Here is a 17,450-nt window from a genome sequence, read left to right as displayed (position 1 = left end):
CAACTATTCGACGATGACCCGTCTGTTATCAGGCTAGCAACCATCCTGATCATCTGATTCCGTTTCAGATGACCATGTTGGGCCCTCTGGGCGGGGGATCTCCTCTACCAAACCCTTCTCGAACTTCGAAGCTCTCCATGCTATCACGTTCTCCTTCCGCTGGACGTACTTTTCGTCGGTATCCAGCCAGCGGGCAATATCCTCGTAACTGTGGCCAGCACAGAGCAGCACCATCAACGCGAAATCGAAGCGATCGAGATTGCTCTCGTTCGCATCGGCATCAATACGGTCGAGGAACGCTTCTGAGGCATCACCGACGAACTCCAGCAGTATCTCATACAGATCTTCGTCATCAAAGCCATCAAACGTGAATCCCTCCGTGATGTTGTTCCCAGGGTCACTCTCTTCGGTATCCCAGCGAATCTCTTCGATGGTCGCTCTTTCACAGTCGTGAAGTCTCGATAGGCGCTCTGGATTCTCCTGTTCCCAGGTTGTGATTGTGTCGGCTACTGCCTCAGATTGAGCGTGTTCGATATAGGGCTCACACCCCCGCTTCGCGATGACTGACTCGATGTTCTTTCCCGAGATCGTCAGTAGGACGGACGCACATCGATCAGTCTGTTCGAGGATCTGTGCGACTTCACGATGCGATTCGAGTTCGTCAAGGCCTGCACGCTTCTGCGCGTCGTGGACGAGGTTGTTTCTACGTTCTTTGACCTCGACAAGCGATCCATGGTCACCTCCGGTCAGTATTTGGATATCACAGAGTTTCTCTAATCGCTTCGCGTGCCCCATACTCCGAACGTGCTCTGTGATGCTGTCGAGACGAGCTTCCTCGCGAAAGAGCTCGTTGAGGACCGTTTCTGTCGTCAACTCTTCGATGAGTGCCGAGGCGAGGAGGAGATACGAAAAGAATGACCGCTCAACGTCGCTGTCGATCTCGTCGGCAGACCGGAGTTTTTCAGCGATTTCAGTACGCTGTTCGAGATAATACTCGAGGACGTTGTCTGAGTGCCCGACGAGAGAGTTTTGGCGTTCTACGTAGGCAACTTGGAGGAGTAATTCCTTTTCGAAAGGGGTGCTCTCACTCAGCTTCTGGGACTTCTGGAGCGAAGTTGTGGGGAGATGGCGAGTCAAATAATCGATGTCGTCGTAGACGAGCGGCGTATTTGTCGGGCAATTGTCTACGATTGACTGAAAGTCGTCGTTGTCAGCGAGCTCGCTGAGTGCAGCACGTATCTCGTCGACGCTAAGTTCCCGGATATCTTCTGACGCGTCTGATTCCTCACCGACCGGAACGACGCGGTACGACGCATCTCCAACGATGACGACCGGCCCTTCCAGGTCGAGAACCTGATATTCCCCGATAGGGCTCAGAGAGACTGTCTCTGCATCTATTGCGAACGATACGTCGAGATCAGTGTCGTCGCCCACGCGTCAAAAACAGCAAAGAGCTCTATTCGACTTGGGCTTCGTACTCGTCCCAAAGCGTGTCGATGTCCGTGCCGGTCTCCTCAGAGATATGGCGCAGCAACTGCGCCCTGTTCTCGAACCGACGGAGCTGGCCCTTTGCGCTCATAGTAGAGCATAATCGCTCCTGCAGTAATAAATCACGGGGGTGCATTCTCTCGGTCAACAAAACACGACCTGCCAGTTCTTTAATCACCTCGTCGACGCCGCTGGTCTCGCAGTGGACACACCGATGGATGCCGTCCTCGACGGTGACCCGGGAGGGGCCCGCTGCGAAGTACTCGTAGGGGTAGGTGTACTCCTGGATCTCCGTCGTTTGTCGAACCTCGGGGAGGTAGACTGGCTCGATTGACTGGACGGAGATGTCCGAGCGATTCGGCTCGCAGGTCTTGTTGTACGTGACGTTGTTGTCGCCGGTGTAGGTGACCGTGGTCGTGTGATGCTGCTGGAGCCGCTCGACGGCCCACTCCTTGTACTCGGTTTGGGTCTGTCCGAACCGACGCGCTTCGACCTCGTCGAACACCTCGCCGAAGCGGTCGGTGTCCAACTCGACCGTCGCGTGGAGGGTCTCCGTGACCAATGTCGCGACATCGTCGGCAGCGACCTGCGGCTGCCCGCGTTCGGCGTGGACGACGAACCGCGTCCGCTCGTTGATCCGGTGGATGACGCCGACCGACGTTTCGAAGACCGCGTTCGTGTCCGCGGTGACCGCGACCACCGGGCGGAACGTCACCGCCGAATGCGGTGTCGGGAGGTCGGCCGCCTCGATGTTCTCGATGTCGCGGAACGCCTCCGTGACGGGCGCGTCGACCTCGGCGGCCGGGTCGTACGGGCGTAGCGTCTCGTCACAGAGGATCTCGATCCGACCGTTATAGAGGTCCAGCCCAATATCGTCGGCAATCTCCCGAAGATCCTCGCCGTCGAGCAACTCGATGGGATGCGGATCGGCGTTCTGCTGGAGGCGGGTTGCGTACTCCTGGGCAGGGTTGGTGAATCGGCCGGTGGTAGCGACCATCCCTCGCTTCGGACCGTCAAAGTCGAACGTGGCGATCGCCGAGTGGAGCTTCTGGACGACCGGTCGCCCGACGGTCTCCGTATGCTTGCACTCGACGACGATCGCGCGGCGCTGCCCGTCGACGACCTCCTCCATGATGACGTCGCGGCCCTCGTCAGCCGTCTTCTCTGCCTGGCGTACGTTCTCGTAGCCGAGGTTGCGAAACACGTCCTCCATCACGTCTTCAAACTCGAACCCCGAAAGATCGTCCAGTACAGCCATCCGAATATAATTAGACTGTATCTTGCTAGAACCAAATACGTTGCCGACTCTGGCGACAAAAACGGATGAGGCGACCGCAGTGGTTCTGCTATTACTGGCTGGCGGATGCCAATCGGATATGCAGTAGTGCCAACCAGATGCTATCCAAGGAGGTCTCGTTGAGCGCCGCCGAAATTCTCCTTCGGAATGCCGTAGTCAACGTTCAAATCGTCGAACCACTGGATGACGATTGGAAGAAGTTCTGCTTTCTGACGTGCCATCTCCGCGTGGGTCTCCCACGACCCCGAGTAAGCAAACGACCATCCCTCAAGACCATGTTCCTCGCAGAGATAGATATCATGTCGAGCAATCCCGGGATCATCGAGGGATGTATCGCCCAACAGCAGAAGATTAATCGTCGAATCAAGAGGTGGATCTGCAGATTCCTCCGAGGCCTCTATATTGACAGAAATGCTTGCCTGATCGACGGACCCATTCAATGTCACCTCCGTCGGGAAACCCTCCCGACTGGTTATGCCGGCGAGTCGGGATGCTAACTCCTGCTCCAGTCGCTCAATATTCGACCTGGGACGCTCTATATCCAGGATATCACAGAGCTCCTCAATCCGTTGTTCAGACGGATTCTTCTCGTCCAGAATTGAATCGAGCAGTCGTTTCGCTTCCTCTTCTGACAGGGTTTTAGTATCACCATCAAGGGGGGCAAAGTCATCGCGACCAAGCGTTCCGGATCCCTCGGTGTAGATTTCTCCAATCGATTTCAATGAGTGGATTGTATCCCACGAAATCTCGTCACCATCTTCCAATCCGAAGCGTTCGATGATCGTGTTTCCCCGGGAGCGAAGCTTGTAATTGATGTTCCCAAGGTCGCTCGTCCAAGCTCGGATGTAGTAACCAGGATCGTGTTTGTAGGCGTTGATCGTCGGCATGCTCAACGGCCCTCCTCTCGCTGCCTCTCAAATCGACTGGACATGGTGGCAAGCCGAACTCGAGGGTGATCTGATGACATCCCATCAGGAGAGACAAACCCAAAATCAATAAATCTGGTGGTGGAGAGCCTGAGCCCCCAGATTACGCGCGTTTTGCGTGCGCGAATTCGCGCGCGACATTACGCGCGTAATGGGGAAGAAAACGATGATTATCCTCAGATACCAGATGTGCGATGAGTTGCAACGACAGCTTCGGTTGGATTGGGAGGGCGTGAAGGTTTCGAGGGCGACAAGTGGCGGCACCCTACCAGCACATCTCGATCGATACCTGTTCGCAAGACATCGACGTCGGTGATGAGGCGCTATCACCGGAGGCCGTCGACATCACGACGGTTAGTTTCGACGAGACAAGCCTTGCGGTTGAGCGAGCGCTCTGTAAAAAACCACGACATCAGCATCCACCAGAGCGTCGACGCGCCGCAAGGAGTTGGAGGAAGTTCGCGAGACAGTCTGATCAGAAACCACCGACTCGGATGAGTGACCCACTCTCTCCCGGCATAACGTCATTAGGTTGGATTCGAAACTGGATATTATGCCCCAATTTCGTGTTCCCGAGACGATAGCTGATCAGATGGTTGAACTCCTCTTCGAGGATGTCAGTTCCACATACAGGAAGCGAATCCTGTATCCGGGATGCGGGGAAGGTGAATTAATTTCTGCAGTGGAACGATATTTCGAGGACTCGGTGCATGACCCACCATCCGGGGTTGCAATCGATACGGAGGACGAGTATGTCGAGACGGTTCGAGAGAACTACGGTGACCGAGTAGAGGTTCGGAAAGGAGACTATCTGAGTGCGGACGCACGCCTTGACTCGTTTGAGTTCGTGCTTAGCTATCCGCCGACCGTCCAGTGGATTGACCTGAGTGAGGAAAAGCAGCGCGAGTATGCTACCTCCTTTGCCCAGATATCTCCGGATACAGCCCGTATTCATACCGGCCTGCTGTTTCTTGAACGGTCGCTCCACGTCCTAACAGAGGACGGGAACGGTGTATTCTTGACTACGAGAAGATTCAAAACAGAAGAGACAAAGAGCCCATTCCGTAGTTACTTGGCTCCGAAAGTTGCAGATGTTGAATCGGTTGCTCACGACCATTTTGAGGCCGATATTCCCCATATGCTCCTCAAAGTCAATAGTCCAGAGTCAGAGGAGTTCGACCCAGCGGTATCATCAATCCGACCAGACCCATCAGAAGTTGAGGCCCAACTCATGGCGAGTGCAACCTCACCGACGATCAGCGAGCCTGCTCGCCATACAGCGACATGTTTCCCGGACTTGGATGTATATGGGGCTGATGATGACGCCGCCTTCGTATACTTAGATCTCTACTATGAGGACTACGATGCTGCATTCGTCTTCGATGATCCGGAGCAACTTGAGGGGCTTCGAGGCTACGTCTCTAGAGCAGAGATGGAGATTCGAGGTGAAGAGCCTGTCACCGAACACGTACTGCCGCTAACGGACTCGGATTGCGTCGCTCCTGGAGAAGAAGTCGGAGCGGTAATTGAACGACTAGGGAGGGACGGAGAACGGTTCTGTTTCGTCGGCCAGCCAGATGATCCTGAGGGAATCGTGACCCGATTCGACTTGAACAAGATTCCTGTCTACCAGTATCTGTACGTGCTGCTTGCTCGGTTTGAAATTCGACTACGAGAGATCATCCGTGAACACGTCCCGGACTGGGAGACCGAGACCGACATTCACATCCGCACGACCTATGTCGGCGAACTCGCACCTGACCAGCTAGCCGGGGGTACCGTAGGAGATCTACTTGACATCTTGGAAGAGGCCGATGAGATGCATCGGCTGCCGGTAGATCTCGAATCATATGGAGCAACAATATGGGATGTGAAAGACATTCGAGATGCTGTTGCTCACTATAATCCGCTTGTTCACTCAATGAGTAACGACACGGAGAGCGATTGGTCAGCAGGAGATTTACGTGCCCGACATATGCTTTTGCGGGATATAGTAGAATCGAATTGAGCCATATCCCTGGGAGAGCCATCCGTGGATTCCGAACCAGAACAGGTTCAGCTTCGTCGCTCAAGTACTGAGTGACGACAGTACGATGTGTCTACGCCGGTTGGTGGTTAACCAACAATCGGCTGTTTTCTGTGCTAATGTTGGTTAACGTGGTGTTGTTTTTGCGCCCGGCAGAGGGGTGCAGGGCGCGAGACGATGCAGGCGGCCATCGATGAGCGTTCCTGCGTCGAGGTGACCGAAATGAAAGACCCAGAGTCCAGAACCATCTTCGCCGGCGTCGATGGCCGTACCGACACCGAACTACCCGAGTGGTACCGAGAGCGTCGCGGGAATGCAGAAATCGTAACGTTCGCTGAAGCGATCCGTGAGCTCCCGCAGGCCGTCGAAACGACCGTGGCGTACCAGAATCCATACACCGACGAGTGGGTCGAAACGGAGCGGTTCAATGCGCTCGTCGAACCGAGTCGGGCTCGGGAGCAGGCCCAGGAAGCGGAAGGCGAGACAGATTCACTGTTCCATATTCCGACCGACTCGTACTCGATCATCAATCCAGTCGACGTCTACGGTCCGCTGGAGGAGGTCCTCCGCGAGGAGACCATCGACGGGACGCCGCTAGGCGAGGTGATGTTCGGCGAGATACGTCGCTACCGGGGCGGCGGCGAGGTCCATATGGACATCATGTTCGACGGCCTCGAGGTGCGTCTCCCCGGCCGGTCGGACCCGATCACGATGGGCGTCACGTCGGGCTACGACTTCTTCGGCGAGCACGCCGTCTACGTGGAGGGGTTCGCCCAGGACGGCTACTGTTCGAACACGATGCGCTCGCTCACCGACAAGGAGGTCATCAAGCACGTTGGCGACGTGCGGAACTTCCGGACCTGGTGGGAGGAGCTCCTCGCACAGGTCGAACTCGTCGCCGACGACCTCTTCGAGTTCATCCGGGACGCCCAAGACATTGAACTCGACTTCTCAGAGCTCCCGTTCACGGTTACGGAGTTCTACACGCTGCTGGGCTTCCCGGACTACCTGGCCGAGCGCGCAGCAGGCGATGCAGAAGCAAACGCGACGTCGCCCTTCGAGATCGATATGTGGACGCTGCATTCCGGCGCGACGTACGCACTCACCCACTTCTTCCAAGGCAAGGAGGGCGCATCTCTCGATCAGTACGTCCGCATCGCCAACGACATCCTGTTCAACCCGGAGGGCACCATCGAGCGCGTCGAGCAGGCCTACGAGGAGCAGCTGGAGGTGGACGGCGACGACGGATCGCAAGCATCCCTCGCCGGCAAGCGGGCGCTCGCGAGTATCGAGCGAATCAGCGACGACCTGCAGGAGAAGGTCGACCAGTTTGAGGAGCGCGAGGATGCGCTTCGTGAACGGTTCCAGGAGGCGATGAGTTAGAACGATCAGTAAAGAGGAGCCTCCTGAGATTCCTGCTCCTTCCCTAGAAACCCGCTGATGATATTATTAAGTGACTAGGGGCGTACCCCGAGACCATGTCTATTGAACATAATCCTACCCTCGAAGCGCGAGAGCCTAAGCAAGGCGATATAGAGACCTTCGAAAATCTGGAGCTCGGTGATTCGGTCAAATTCTTTGAATGGCCCGTCGAACCGTTGACCGTCATTGGCTGGGAAGAGGACGAGAATGTCGGGAGGCGGGTGAGAGTTGAAGCAGAAGGTGGCGAGTCGTTTCTCTACTAGGTCGACGGCCACCTCTGGCACTACGTTCCCGAAAACGAATTCACAGGGGAGAGTAATCCCTATCCCGTTCAGAATCTCGTTGTACTCGAATCACCAGAGGCCTAACAAGGCCTGAAGGAAATTCCGTCGAGAAGCGTTCTCTCCCGCCTCTTAACTGGATTCTCATGTCTTATCTGTTCTCTGTTGCCCACTCAAGCAACGGTTCGAGGCGTGTTCGAACCTCGTCACCGTCCGCCGTCAGCGCATATTCGACACGTGGCGGGATTTCGTCGTACTGCGTCCGTGAGACGAGCCCCGCCTCCTCGAACTCATCGAGGCGCTTCGAGATCGTGGACGTGCTCGCAGTCGGCAGGTGTTCCTCGATCTCCGCGAATCGCAGCGAGTCGTGCGCGCCGATGATACTGACCAGTTGCATTGCGTATTTTCGACTCAACGTATCGATGACACCCGTGAGCGGACAGTAGCATGTCCCGTCAACGTCGCAGGTGGGTGCTGATGAAGTGGTATCTGCCATAGCTTCGTGGCCTCCAACTTACTCTATAGCTTCGGACTCTGGAGTATAAGAACTTCCCATCGTAAAGTGTAGACACGAATGTCCAGTCCGTCTAATTATGACCTCGTGATTCTTGGCGGTGGGGCCGCCGCCTTTGCCGCCATCACTGAAGCGAGCCGGCGGGACCTCTCGACGGCAATGGTGAACACCGGCCTGCCCCTCGGCGGCACCTGCGTGAACGTCGGCTGTGTCCCGAGCAAGCGCCTCCTGGCAGTCGCCGAGCACGGCGCCGCAGCGTCGGACAACCCCTTCGACGCCGTTACCTATCCTGAGGAGCCGACCGTTGACTGGGCCGACGCACTCGACGGGACCGACGATCTCGTCGAACAGTTCCGACAGGAGAACTACGTCGACGTCGCCGAGCACTTCGAGACGGACATCTACGAGGGGTACGGCAAATTGATCGACAGCGAGGGACAACGTCCCTCGAGCAACCGGACTTCGTCCGGTGACGACACCACCATCAAGGTCGTCGACGGTTCCGACGAGGGCGCCAAGATCAGCGGCGAGAAAGCGCTCGTCGCGACGGGCAGTTCTCCCTGGACACCGCCCATCGACAGCCTCGAGACCGTCGACTACTACACAAGTGAAACCATCCTCGAGGAACGCGACCTCCCCGAGAGCATCGTCATGATCGGCGGCGGGTACATCGCGCTGGAGTGGGGTCAGATCCTCCACCGCGTCGGCGTCGACGTGACGATCCTCCAGCGCTCCAAACGTGTCCTCTCGGGCATGGAGGGCCAGCTCGGCCGGGAGATCCAGCTGGCCTTCCGCGAGGAGGGCATCGATGTGGTGACCGGCAACGACTTCCAGCAGGTCCGGTCGCCGGCGTCCGACGGCGGCGCTGAAGCCGTCCAGCAGGGTGTCGCCGTCGAGACGATCGCCGACGACGAGCCCCGGGAGTTCACCGCCGACGCGCTGTTTGTCGCAACCGGCGTGCAACCGAACAGCGAGAACGTGGCCCTCGACGCTGTCGGCATCGAGACGACCGACGACGGGACAATTCGCGTCGACAAGCACTTCCAGACGACCAATCCCGACGTGTACGCCGCTGGCGACGTGATCGGCGAGCCCGAACTCGAAACCGTCGCCGCCAAGGAAGGCAATCACGCCGTCAAGAACGCCTTCGGAGACGAGGGTGCCAGTATCGACTATGACGCCGTTCCGGCCGTTGTGTTCACGTCCCCGGAGGTCGCCTCGGTCGGCACGACCGAACTGGAGTACATGGACGAACACGGCACCTGTACCTGCCGAACCGTCCAGATGGAGGACGTCCCGCGGGCGAAAGCCGTCGAGAACACGGACGGCCTCGTCCAGATCGTCAAACACCACGAGACCGACGAGATCGTCGGCGTCCACATGGTCGGCCCACGAGCAGCGGACATGATCATGGAGGCGACGCTCGCCGTCAAGTTCGGCCTCACCATCGACGACATCATCGATACCGTCCACCCGTTCCCGACGTTCTCCGAGGCGTTCAAATACGCGTGCCAGGCGTTCCGTCGTGACACCTCGACGATGAGCTGCTGCGTCGAATAACTCCCCACCAGGACTATCCGAATCATGACCGAAGCCCAAAACACGATGATCTCCGCATGGCTACGCACCAGTCGAGAGCGAACAGCAGGTGACGCAACACGGGATTGGGGGTCCACCGATGAGTAACGGCTACGATTACGACTTGATCGTCCTCGGCGGCGGGATGGCCGGCCTCCCCGTCGCGATGAAGTGTGCCTACTCGGGTATGGAGACGGCGCTCGTCGAGGAAGACCTGCTCGGCGGGACGTGTCTCAATCGCGGCTGCATCCCGACGAAGACTGGAGCCACGGCGAGGCGAAGGGCATCTGCGAGCAGCGGAGCCTCGTCGACGTCCAGCCGCTCGTCGAGGTGCGTGATCGGGAGAACGATGCTGACCTTTCACGAACGCTGATTCACGAGTACGCGCACGCCCTGCTCCACTTTGACGTCGACGACAACACCGAGCGGGCGAAACGCGAAGTCGAGGCCGAGGCGGTCGCCTACGTCGTCGGGCGGTACTGCGGGCTCGATACCAGCGGCTCGGCGTTCTACCTCGCAGCTTGGGAGTCGGACGATCCCGAGGTCGTTCGCGAGCGGCTCGGACGGATTAGTTGGACGGCAGAGGAACTCATCGACGTCCTTGAAGACAGACTCTCGCAGCGTTATTAACCAACAAAGGGATCGGCTTCCTTCGAATTGTTGGTTAAGCTCTCATGGGCGATCGCCGCGGTCTGACACGCCCGAATCCTTTTTGCGACCGGAGCGCCAACAGGACGGTATGAGCACCGACACGCCGAACAACGCCTCGACTACGGATAGCCCCGACTCGCGGAATATCTCGCTGACGTGGGACGGGGAGACCGAGAACTGGTCGGCGGTCGACGAGGATCTCGGCGTCGGGTCTGTGGGCGCGACGCGTGAAGAAGCGTTGGAGATGCTCGACGAGGCGGTGGCACTCCACACGGGCGAAGCGGGCGAATCCATCGACACCTGGGAGGAAGAGAAGGAACTGCTGGAGGAGCTTGGCATTGACCCGTCCGAGGTTAAGGAGTCGCGCGAGGCCGGGACGCAACCGCCCGAGTTCATGCGGTAACGGTGGTCCGTAGGCATTTTCCCGGTCGTGACATCGTCAAGGTCCTCTCCAAGCACAACTACACCTTCGTCGGCCGTGAGGGGAGCCACGTCCGGATGCGCTGGGACCCACCGGGCGAACACAACTCCAAGGTTCGGCTGGTATCCATCCCGGTGGGCCACGAGGTCGGTGGGAATACGCTTCGGAACATTGCTGACAAGTGTGGCGCCGAAGACTTTGACTCCTTCTGCCGCTGGATCAACCGAAACAGCTGACCGCTGCGTCCCTCGTATCTGCTGATTCACGGAGGGCGGTTCTGCCAACCCTACCGTCACACAGTCCTGTCATGCCACCGCCCACACCCTCACATCAGAAATCACGATCTACCACCGACCACGGTCGTGATCTCGTCCTCTGGCACATTCACCAGTAATCGGTACTCGCTCACATGGCGTCCCTCGTCGCCGCGGGTCGGATCCAGCTTCGAATACCCGGAGGTGAACGCGTCAATCAATTCGTCCCGCTGTCCAAGGTCGATCTCCAAGAGGTCTGCGAGATACACGATTCGTTTGATCGCGGCCCCATTCCCCAGCCGTAGCAAATACTCGGTTATCGATGCCGACTCCAAGTCAGCGGCCGCCAGCCCCCTCGCCAGTTCGCCGATGCCGCCGCAGTACTCTGGGTGGTCAGCACAGTCGACGAGGGTTTTCTCCACACTCGCCACGTTCACCTGATGGGCGTCAACCGCCAGCGAGTCGTAGCCGAAGAACTTGGCCGCGGTTATCGTAACGAACGTATAGGCCACACCGTGGATATCCCGGTCCGGCACCTGGTCCGTGGTTGCGGCAAATACGGTCGTTGGAACCTCTGAATCTGATTGGTAGTTGGAATATCCGCACACCTACTTAGCGTAGATTAGGTAGCGGCGACTTCGAATGCGGCTTCTCTCTCAAGGTTGGAAATGGGCCAAGTCACGAACTCTTCGCCTTGCGGGTTAACCTCAGTCACCGGGGAGACGAGGTATTCGCCGCCGCCTTGGATCCCGTCTAACCGGACGATGTCGACGACCTGCTGGAAGGCCTTAAAGTGTTCAGCTTGGGTTTCCCTTGATGCCAAGATAGCCCACTAAGACGATCACACATCTCTCAAATGCGTCTTATAGCTGGGCAGCGTCGGAAGAAAAGAATTCTGAGCCCTCCTTCAATCCTCAGAGTATCACATCATCCATCTCTCGGGTTTCTGGATGAATGCCATCGTCAGAAATCTCGTCAGCAGGCCATACCCCAGCAGGATCCGCTGCCCACTCATTCCCACAATTAGGACAGTCATATGTGTCACCTTCCGCCATTTTGAGGAGTTTGGGCTCGCAGTGCTCACACGGTTCGGGACGATCTACGTCACTCATGGTGTGATAAATTTGCCGTGTTGAATAGCGTTCTAATCGGCTAATATCATGGGTTAGAAGGGTGAAGCCGAGGAAATCGATTCTGTCCATGGAAGTCGATATCCTTGACTTCGTTGAGCAGTGTCGTCTAGTCAAACAAGCGTTGGGAAAGCATGCGGGTGAACCCACCAGCAGCGGGTTCACCCGCTAGAAGCACGTCGTCCTGCACTGCTTGCGGCTCGAAGAAGACCACAGCTACCGAGAAACGCCAAATCGGCTGAAGTACATGGCCGAGATTCGTGATGGACTCGGCTTAGATCGGAACGATCTGCCGGAGTACACGACGATCTACAAGTCGTTCGACCGGCTGAAAATGTGGGTGTGGCGGGCGTTGCTGCGCGTTTCCGCGCAGCAACACCCGCAGTCCGGTCACGCAGCTCTCGACAGTCCGTTCTTCGACCGCCGCTCTGCCTCATCGTACTACCGCCAGCGGTCGGGAAGTGACGTTCAAATACTGAAAGCAACGATATTAACCGATAGAGGCTCTCTTACCGTTCTCGACGTACACATTTCTGCCCGGTGGAAACACGATACGAAGACCGGGCCGCAGGTCGTCCGCCGGAACGCGGACGACCTGCAGTCCGTAGCTGCCGACAAAGCCTTCCACAACTGGGTCACGAAGTACGAGTTCTACGCGCTGGGCATCGAGCCACTCATCTTACAACGTGGGTTAAGATCGTTGACGCTTGGACATAACGCGCTCATCCGGGCAAAAGGCTACTCTCAGCGCTGGATGGCTGAAACTTCCTATTCGACAACGAAGCGCTCGCACGGCGACGCCGTGCGAGCGCTGGGCTGGTATCGACAGTTCCGTGAAATCGTCCTCATGTTCGCCATCTCGAACATAGAACCACTCTGTGAGCCACTCTAACCGTGACTCAGCATCTATTCAACACGGCAGAGATTCTGGATACAAATCTCTGGGTCTTCGGAGCGCTGCAAACCAACGACCACGCGGTTGTCCCTCTCGCAGAGATTGCCTGTGGTGACGCGACGTCAGCAATCAACGCGTACATGGTCCAAGAGGCTCTTGCTGCATTCGACCGGACGCAGAGCCTTTCGGCAGCTGCCCGTAATACCGCCAAAACCAGCTTTCTGACACGGATCACGCGAATGACAGGGCTCATTGAAACGCCATCGATTCGCGATGGAGTGCGTCGCTCGTGCGAGAGCAGCGATCAGCGCCAGCAATTCAAACCCTTGCACGCGTCTGGAGAATTCAGGCAAAAGACGCACCGATTCTCGTTCTTGCGTTCGACCAGCGGGAGCGAGATCCAACGATTCTCAGGAACGGCGAATCGTTCGCCGAACTCCAGCCATTCACAGTCCAACAGAACGTTTTTCTGGTATGCATCAATGGGATGCCCCATGCCGACTCTCCAAGTCAAGACGTTATGGATCGAACGGGCCGCCGCCTACGCCGGGTTCAACCGCCTTGCAGAACGTCTTGGCCTGCCCGCGACGGGGGCGTTTCTGTTCACCCTCGTCGTCGTATTGTTCCACCTTCCCGTCCTCTCGGCCGTCGGATGGCTTCAGACAGGGACGCTTTCGTTCGTCTCCAACCCTGGCGAAGTCTTCCAAGTGGTCGCGTGGCCGGTCATGGTATGGATCCTCCTGCGCACGAAAGTTCGCTACCGAACCGCCATCAACGGCCTTCCCGATGCCATTGACGCGGACCTGGAAGAACTTGATATCGAGGGGCGTCTCATTGGTCGGCTCCTCACGGCCATGGGGGTTCCTGAGAACCCGACGGGAAAAACCGATGCCGACCTTGACGTCCTCGTTCACCAACCTGTTCGCTACGTGGTCTTGGGCGTCGGTCTCGCCGTCTACTGGGCCCAACTACTCACCAATCCGGCGGGCCTGATCGGCCCAGTCGCAGAACTAGCCGGGCAGGCAGTCGCCGTAGTTCGGTTTTATGTTATCATTCCCTTCGTGCTGTACCCTATCGGCGCGGAGTTCCTCGCCGCCGTAGTGGGTGCGTTAGTCGTGCTACCGTTCAAGATCGAGCGGGCCACACTCATCAATTTCTCGGATCCCCACGGCTACGCGGGACTAGTCCCCGCTGGCATCTTGTTCAAGTCCGTCTCCGTCTTCTACTTCGTCCTCTTGACACTATTCGCGGTCTTCCAGACCATCGCGGCCGGAACGAGCCCAACGGACCTGTTCTCCTCAGGCCTCCTGATCACCGGCCTCGCCGTCGGGCTTGTGCTCTTCTTTGGGCCGATGCTCTGGATCAAATCGTACCTTGCGGCCGCCAAAGGGGCCAAGATTGAGGCCCTGGCCGATACCTCTCGTGCCGTGGGCTCAACCGACGAGTTGTTCCCCTACGCCGAGCCCGAATCGACCGACGATGCGAGTCAGTACACCTACAACTACATTCGTATGGAGTGGGTCCAAGCGACCAGCGAGTTCCCCATTGAGTTCGCGATGGTGCAGGAAGTCCTCTTCGCGCTCGTCCTTCCGTACGTGACCTCCCTGCTGTTCAATTATGCTCTCCGGAGCGCTGTGTGAGTTCTCCTTTCGTCCACGGCTCTCCCAGTTCGCAGTCAGTCACCGCCGACATGGAGCAGGCTTTGAACCAGCTGGACCAGCGATCGCAATCGCACCCGAGAGTTCCTGCCCCGAGACCGGTGCCAGCGTCAGATTCGCCCCGTCGGACCGGCGTTTCAGCTGGCGGCGGAAGTCCGAGCGGATCCCTCAATATCGGTTCGTCCGGGCCGCCCTATCCATAACTTCATCCGCGCTGTGACGGTGGCCAGCCCGAGATTCAGAATGCGCGATCTCGCCGGCGGCCCCGCCATGGCATCCTCCCGATTGGCCGCCACCGTCTAATGGCCCAGGAGCGTGGGCTCCGTGTTCTCAGCGTAGAGGATATACACCTGTTCGGTATCTCTGAACGTCTCGCAGCCGAACGTCACTGTCTAGTTCAGCACCTCCTCAGCTGGCGTTTTGCCATCGAGAGCTTGATGCGGTCTGTGATGGTTGTAGTAATGTACAAACTGCTCAATCCACTCGCGTGCGCTCGACCGACTGCGACCCACGAGTGATGGAAGCGGTCGATTCGCATTTTGAGGGTGTGGAACCACTTTTCGATATGATTCCGGTCAGTATAGTCGAGCTGACCGCTCAATCCTAATCGAGCGAGGACAGTCAGATAGCCGTAGGCATCAACGAGAAACTCAGCCTCTGAGAGATCGTGTTTCTCGGTGAGTCGATGCAGAAACGCAGCTGCCGGATCGGTGCCATGCCGACCAAACAACGCGACGTCGAGGATCAACTTCGTCTCGATATCTATTGCAGCATATAACCAAGATCACTCGCCGTTAATCTTGACAGCGGTCTCGTCAACGGCGACCCGCTTCGGCTGCGCCTCGGGCGGGTTGCACCCACTGTCAGCCAGCCGATGCACCCAGTTCCAGACCGCTCCGTGCGAGCGTTCAACGCCGAATTCCGCTAAGATCGTTGTTGTCTCGCGGAGCGAACAACCAGTTGCGTGGAGGCGGACGGCGAACGCCCTGACGGGCGTCGCCGTCCGCTCGTTCTCCCAAGATTCGTCTAAATCCGCGCCATAGCACTCGCTGAGCAGGTCTACGAGCATCTTTGGACAAGAAACTCAACGATCTGCTCGTTCCTCAAATTGACTCAACTAGACAGTGCCGGCGTGTTCTTAACCAACAAAGACTGCCAGTTCACGGGATGCTGGTTAATACTTGACGCTATCGGGGTTTATCGGCCCATCGGAGAGGGAGCGAGGCCCAGTCCGGTGATCTCGCGGATTCTCCGATGGCACTCAACACGCACGCCGCGAGTCGTACCAGCAGCGAGGTCGCGAAGCGCGCCGAGCAGACTACGTGGCATTCCTCCATCGCGTGCCGTTCACGCTGGACGCGTACAGACTCGGATACCTCCCCGGCTTTCGCGAGGACTGCACCTACCAGCAAGACCAGTACTGTGGATTCGACCACCCAGTCGGAATTCTCGACAACGACTTCCACAACCCCGACCTCAAGCAGTACTTGGAGCGATTCTTCGAGTACGAACCGCGTGTGGGCATCGTCGGGGACGCCTACGACGAAGCAGGCGTCGCGCGATATGTCGACGCCGTCCGTGAGATCAAGGCGAGCTATCCGGATGCCGAGCTCGTGATCGTCCCGAAGTGCCGAGCGGCGATTGAGGCGATTCCGGACGATATCGTCCTCGGGTACTCGCGTGGCTACGCCGACCGACTCGCGCACGAGTTCTCCGATCTGTGCGAGTGGCGTGGACGCCGCGTCCACATCCTCGGCGGCAGTCCACCCAAGCAACGCGACGTCGTCGACCAACTTACCCGGCCGACCCTCACGGGCGATCCACCTGCGGACATCGTCGGCCTCGACTGGAACGGCGCACATCGCGTCGCACAGTTCGGCGAGTTCTGGACGGCGGACGGCTGGGACGACAGTGGCCGCGACGCCGACCACGCCACCGTTCGTGAAACCGTCCGGCAGAGCCTCAAGCAGACGCGCGAGTTCTGGCAGACACACGGCGTCTGGCCACGGTCTTCACCCAACGAGACGGGGCTGGCTGTCGAGTATCGTGGGCCGACGACGAGCGACCTTGAGAGTGCTGCTTGCGAACGGTGCGGGGCGAACATCTGGACGATCACTCGTGGCCCATCCGTCGTCGAGTACGATACCAGCGCCGTCCTCGGGTACTGCAGCTACGACTGCTACTTCACACACCGTCAGCGAAACTATCTCGAGGAACTCGCCGGCGAGCAGAGCGTCGTCTTCCCAGCCAGATAGCGTTATAATCCAGTGGGTTGAAATATCATTCCGAGGAATGATATACTTACGTATCGTACGTTAGCTTGATGCCAGACCCCGCCCCGACGTTTGAGAACGTGAATGAGCGCGCCAAAGAAGACTGGAAACGTGATACCAGCCCCTTTGACCGCGTGCGGTCCGTGATGCGCACGGCGTACGAGCCCATGAGCGCGGCGACCGTCGCCGAGAACGCCCTCACGTCGGAGCAGACGGCCCGCAAACACCTGCGGTCGCTGGTCGAACACGGCTACGTGGCAGAGACCGCGTCGCCAGACACGAAGGGCACACTGTATCAGCGGGCTAACGACTCACTCGCCCTCGAGCAGGCGCGGCGTATTCTCGATGAGACGGATACCGATACGCTCTCGACACGTGTCCTAGAGATGCGCGAGGAGCTTCGAGCGTACGCCGACCGGTTCGGCGCGAACTCACCCGACGAGGCCGTTCGAGCTCACTCGGATATCGACACCGAGACGCTCCTAGAGTGGCGAACGACACGGCGGAACCTCGCCTTCGCCGAGGTAGCACTCGCCCTCAGCGCAGTCGAAGACGCCACTGGGGCTGCAGAAGCACTTTGATGCACGTCGACGGCGGAGACCGCGATTCACACGCACTTCGAGGCGCTATCGACGT

General features: G+C 58.2%; 13 protein-coding genes and 6 pseudogenes. 12 read left to right on the top strand and 7 right to left on the bottom strand.

The features are described from left to right. Positions 1-33: 33 nt before the first annotated feature. From AOZ13_RS06120 to AOZ13_RS06110, 3 genes and pseudogenes are all read right to left on the bottom strand, one after another. Positions 34-1,434 (bottom strand): hypothetical protein, encoded by a 1,401-nt coding sequence (locus AOZ13_RS06120; protein WP_020221486.1) that lies wholly within the window; start codon positions 1,432-1,434, stop codon positions 34-36. Positions 1,435-1,666: 232 nt separating this feature from the next. After that, positions 1,667-2,746: pseudogene (locus AOZ13_RS06115) on the bottom strand (restriction endonuclease); the annotation flags it as partial. A 140-nt stretch (positions 2,747-2,886) separates the two neighbouring features. Beyond that, the gene (locus AOZ13_RS06110; protein ID WP_020221451.1) at positions 2,887-3,672 is read right to left on the bottom strand and encodes a hypothetical protein; all 786 of its coding nucleotides are present in this window, start codon (positions 3,670-3,672) and stop codon (positions 2,887-2,889) included. Between the two features lie 631 nt (positions 3,673-4,303). Between AOZ13_RS06110 and AOZ13_RS13905 the strand changes: the two genes are divergently transcribed. The 3 genes from AOZ13_RS13905 to AOZ13_RS06095 all read left to right on the top strand — a co-directional run bounded on the left by AOZ13_RS13905 (position 4,304) and on the right by AOZ13_RS06095 (position 7,422). Next, the gene (locus AOZ13_RS13905; RefSeq protein WP_148286715.1) at positions 4,304-5,719 is read left to right on the top strand and encodes a class I SAM-dependent methyltransferase; all 1,416 of its coding nucleotides are present in this window, start codon (positions 4,304-4,306) and stop codon (positions 5,717-5,719) included. A 240-nt stretch (positions 5,720-5,959) separates the two neighbouring features. After that, positions 5,960-7,120, top strand: a complete 1,161-nt coding sequence (locus AOZ13_RS06100) for a hypothetical protein (protein WP_044957446.1) — start codon at positions 5,960-5,962, stop codon at positions 7,118-7,120. Positions 7,121-7,215: 95 nt separating this feature from the next. Then, positions 7,216-7,422, top strand: coding sequence for a hypothetical protein (locus AOZ13_RS06095; RefSeq protein ID WP_199897007.1), 207 nt, complete (start codon positions 7,216-7,218; stop codon positions 7,420-7,422). A 169-nt stretch (positions 7,423-7,591) separates the two neighbouring features. On the opposite strand, the gene AOZ13_RS06090 is transcribed toward AOZ13_RS06095, so the two are convergent. Beyond that, positions 7,592-7,936 carry a winged helix-turn-helix transcriptional regulator gene (locus AOZ13_RS06090; protein WP_044957441.1) on the bottom strand — a complete coding sequence of 115 codons (345 nt, stop codon included), beginning with the start codon at positions 7,934-7,936 and terminating at the stop codon, positions 7,592-7,594. A gap of 78 nt (positions 7,937-8,014) precedes the next feature. Here AOZ13_RS06090 and merA point away from each other — a divergent pair, with 78 nt between their 5' ends. From merA to AOZ13_RS15660, 5 genes and pseudogenes are all read left to right on the top strand, one after another. Next, positions 8,015-9,514: a mercury(II) reductase gene (gene merA, locus AOZ13_RS06085; RefSeq protein ID WP_044957443.1), complete on the top strand. Its 1,500-nt coding sequence runs from the start codon at positions 8,015-8,017 to the stop codon at positions 9,512-9,514. 118 nt (positions 9,515-9,632) lie between these two features. Continuing rightward, positions 9,633-9,794, top strand: a pseudogene (locus AOZ13_RS15455) (FAD-dependent oxidoreductase); the annotation flags it as partial. Beyond that, positions 9,773-10,162, top strand: a pseudogene (locus tag AOZ13_RS06075) (hypothetical protein); the annotation flags it as partial. The pseudogenes AOZ13_RS15455 and AOZ13_RS06075, both read left to right, overlap by 22 nt. Before the next feature lie 109 nt (positions 10,163-10,271). Next, the gene (locus tag AOZ13_RS06070) at positions 10,272-10,586 is read left to right on the top strand and encodes a type II toxin-antitoxin system HicB family antitoxin (RefSeq protein WP_020221458.1); all 315 of its coding nucleotides are present in this window, start codon (positions 10,272-10,274) and stop codon (positions 10,584-10,586) included. Between the two features lie 2 nt (positions 10,587-10,588). Continuing rightward, the gene (locus AOZ13_RS15660; protein WP_081641534.1) at positions 10,589-10,840 is read left to right on the top strand and encodes a type II toxin-antitoxin system HicA family toxin; all 252 of its coding nucleotides are present in this window, start codon (positions 10,589-10,591) and stop codon (positions 10,838-10,840) included. Positions 10,841-10,941: 101 nt separating this feature from the next. Here the strand turns inward: AOZ13_RS15660 and AOZ13_RS06060 are convergent, their stop codons facing one another. After that, positions 10,942-11,394 carry a type IV toxin-antitoxin system AbiEi family antitoxin domain-containing protein gene (locus tag AOZ13_RS06060; protein WP_020221459.1) on the bottom strand — a complete coding sequence of 151 codons (453 nt, stop codon included), beginning with the start codon at positions 11,392-11,394 and terminating at the stop codon, positions 10,942-10,944. 86 nt (positions 11,395-11,480) lie between these two features. Next, positions 11,481-11,681, bottom strand: a complete 201-nt coding sequence (locus AOZ13_RS06055; RefSeq protein ID WP_020221460.1) for a hypothetical protein — start codon at positions 11,679-11,681, stop codon at positions 11,481-11,483. Between the two features lie 377 nt (positions 11,682-12,058). Here AOZ13_RS06055 and AOZ13_RS06050 point away from each other — a divergent pair. Next, a pseudogene (locus AOZ13_RS06050) lies at positions 12,059-12,880 on the top strand (IS5 family transposase). Between the two features lie 497 nt (positions 12,881-13,377). Beyond that, on the top strand, positions 13,378-14,523 hold the full coding sequence (locus tag AOZ13_RS06040; RefSeq protein WP_020222546.1) for a hypothetical protein: 1,146 nt from the start codon (positions 13,378-13,380) through the stop codon (positions 14,521-14,523). Positions 14,524-14,933: 410 nt separating this feature from the next. Here AOZ13_RS06040 and AOZ13_RS06035 read toward each other — a convergent pair. Then, positions 14,934-15,610: pseudogene (locus AOZ13_RS06035) on the bottom strand (IS6 family transposase). A 185-nt stretch (positions 15,611-15,795) separates the two neighbouring features. Here AOZ13_RS06035 and AOZ13_RS06030 point away from each other — a divergent pair. Both AOZ13_RS06030 and AOZ13_RS06025 read left to right on the top strand, forming a co-directional pair. Beyond that, positions 15,796-16,796 (top strand): annotated as a pseudogene (locus AOZ13_RS06030) (DUF6610 family protein). A gap of 68 nt (positions 16,797-16,864) precedes the next feature. Then, entirely contained in the window at positions 16,865-17,395 is a 531-nt protein-coding gene (locus tag AOZ13_RS06025; protein ID WP_044958467.1) for a DUF7342 family protein, read from the top strand. Positions 17,396-17,450: the final 55 nt, after the last annotated feature.

This window comes from Halarchaeum acidiphilum MH1-52-1 (assembly GCF_000474235.1).
GTDB lineage: Archaea > Halobacteriota > Halobacteria > Halobacteriales > Halobacteriaceae > Halarchaeum > Halarchaeum acidiphilum.
Note: the sequence above shows the minus strand (reverse complement) of the source record. Positions and strands in the feature narration are given on the sequence as shown.

Excerpts from the sequence above, each read along its gene's own strand:
- AOZ13_RS06110 (WP_020221451.1), bottom strand. The coding sequence starts at position 3,672 with ATGCCGACGATCAACGCCTACAAACACGATCCTGGTTACTACATCCGA.
- AOZ13_RS13905 (WP_148286715.1), top strand. The coding sequence starts at position 4,304 with ATGGTTGAACTCCTCTTCGAGGATGTCAGTTCCACATACAGGAAGCGA.
- AOZ13_RS06100 (WP_044957446.1), top strand. The coding sequence starts at position 5,960 with ATGAAAGACCCAGAGTCCAGAACCATCTTCGCCGGCGTCGATGGCCGT.
- AOZ13_RS06095 (WP_199897007.1), top strand. The coding sequence starts at position 7,216 with ATGTCTATTGAACATAATCCTACCCTCGAAGCGCGAGAGCCTAAGCAA.
- AOZ13_RS06090 (WP_044957441.1), bottom strand. The coding sequence starts at position 7,936 with ATGGCAGATACCACTTCATCAGCACCCACCTGCGACGTTGACGGGACA.
- merA (WP_044957443.1), top strand. The coding sequence starts at position 8,015 with ATGTCCAGTCCGTCTAATTATGACCTCGTGATTCTTGGCGGTGGGGCC.
- AOZ13_RS06070 (WP_020221458.1), top strand. The coding sequence starts at position 10,272 with ATGAGCACCGACACGCCGAACAACGCCTCGACTACGGATAGCCCCGAC.
- AOZ13_RS06040 (WP_020222546.1), top strand. The coding sequence starts at position 13,378 with ATGCCGACTCTCCAAGTCAAGACGTTATGGATCGAACGGGCCGCCGCC.
- AOZ13_RS06025 (WP_044958467.1), top strand. The coding sequence starts at position 16,865 with ATGCCAGACCCCGCCCCGACGTTTGAGAACGTGAATGAGCGCGCCAAA.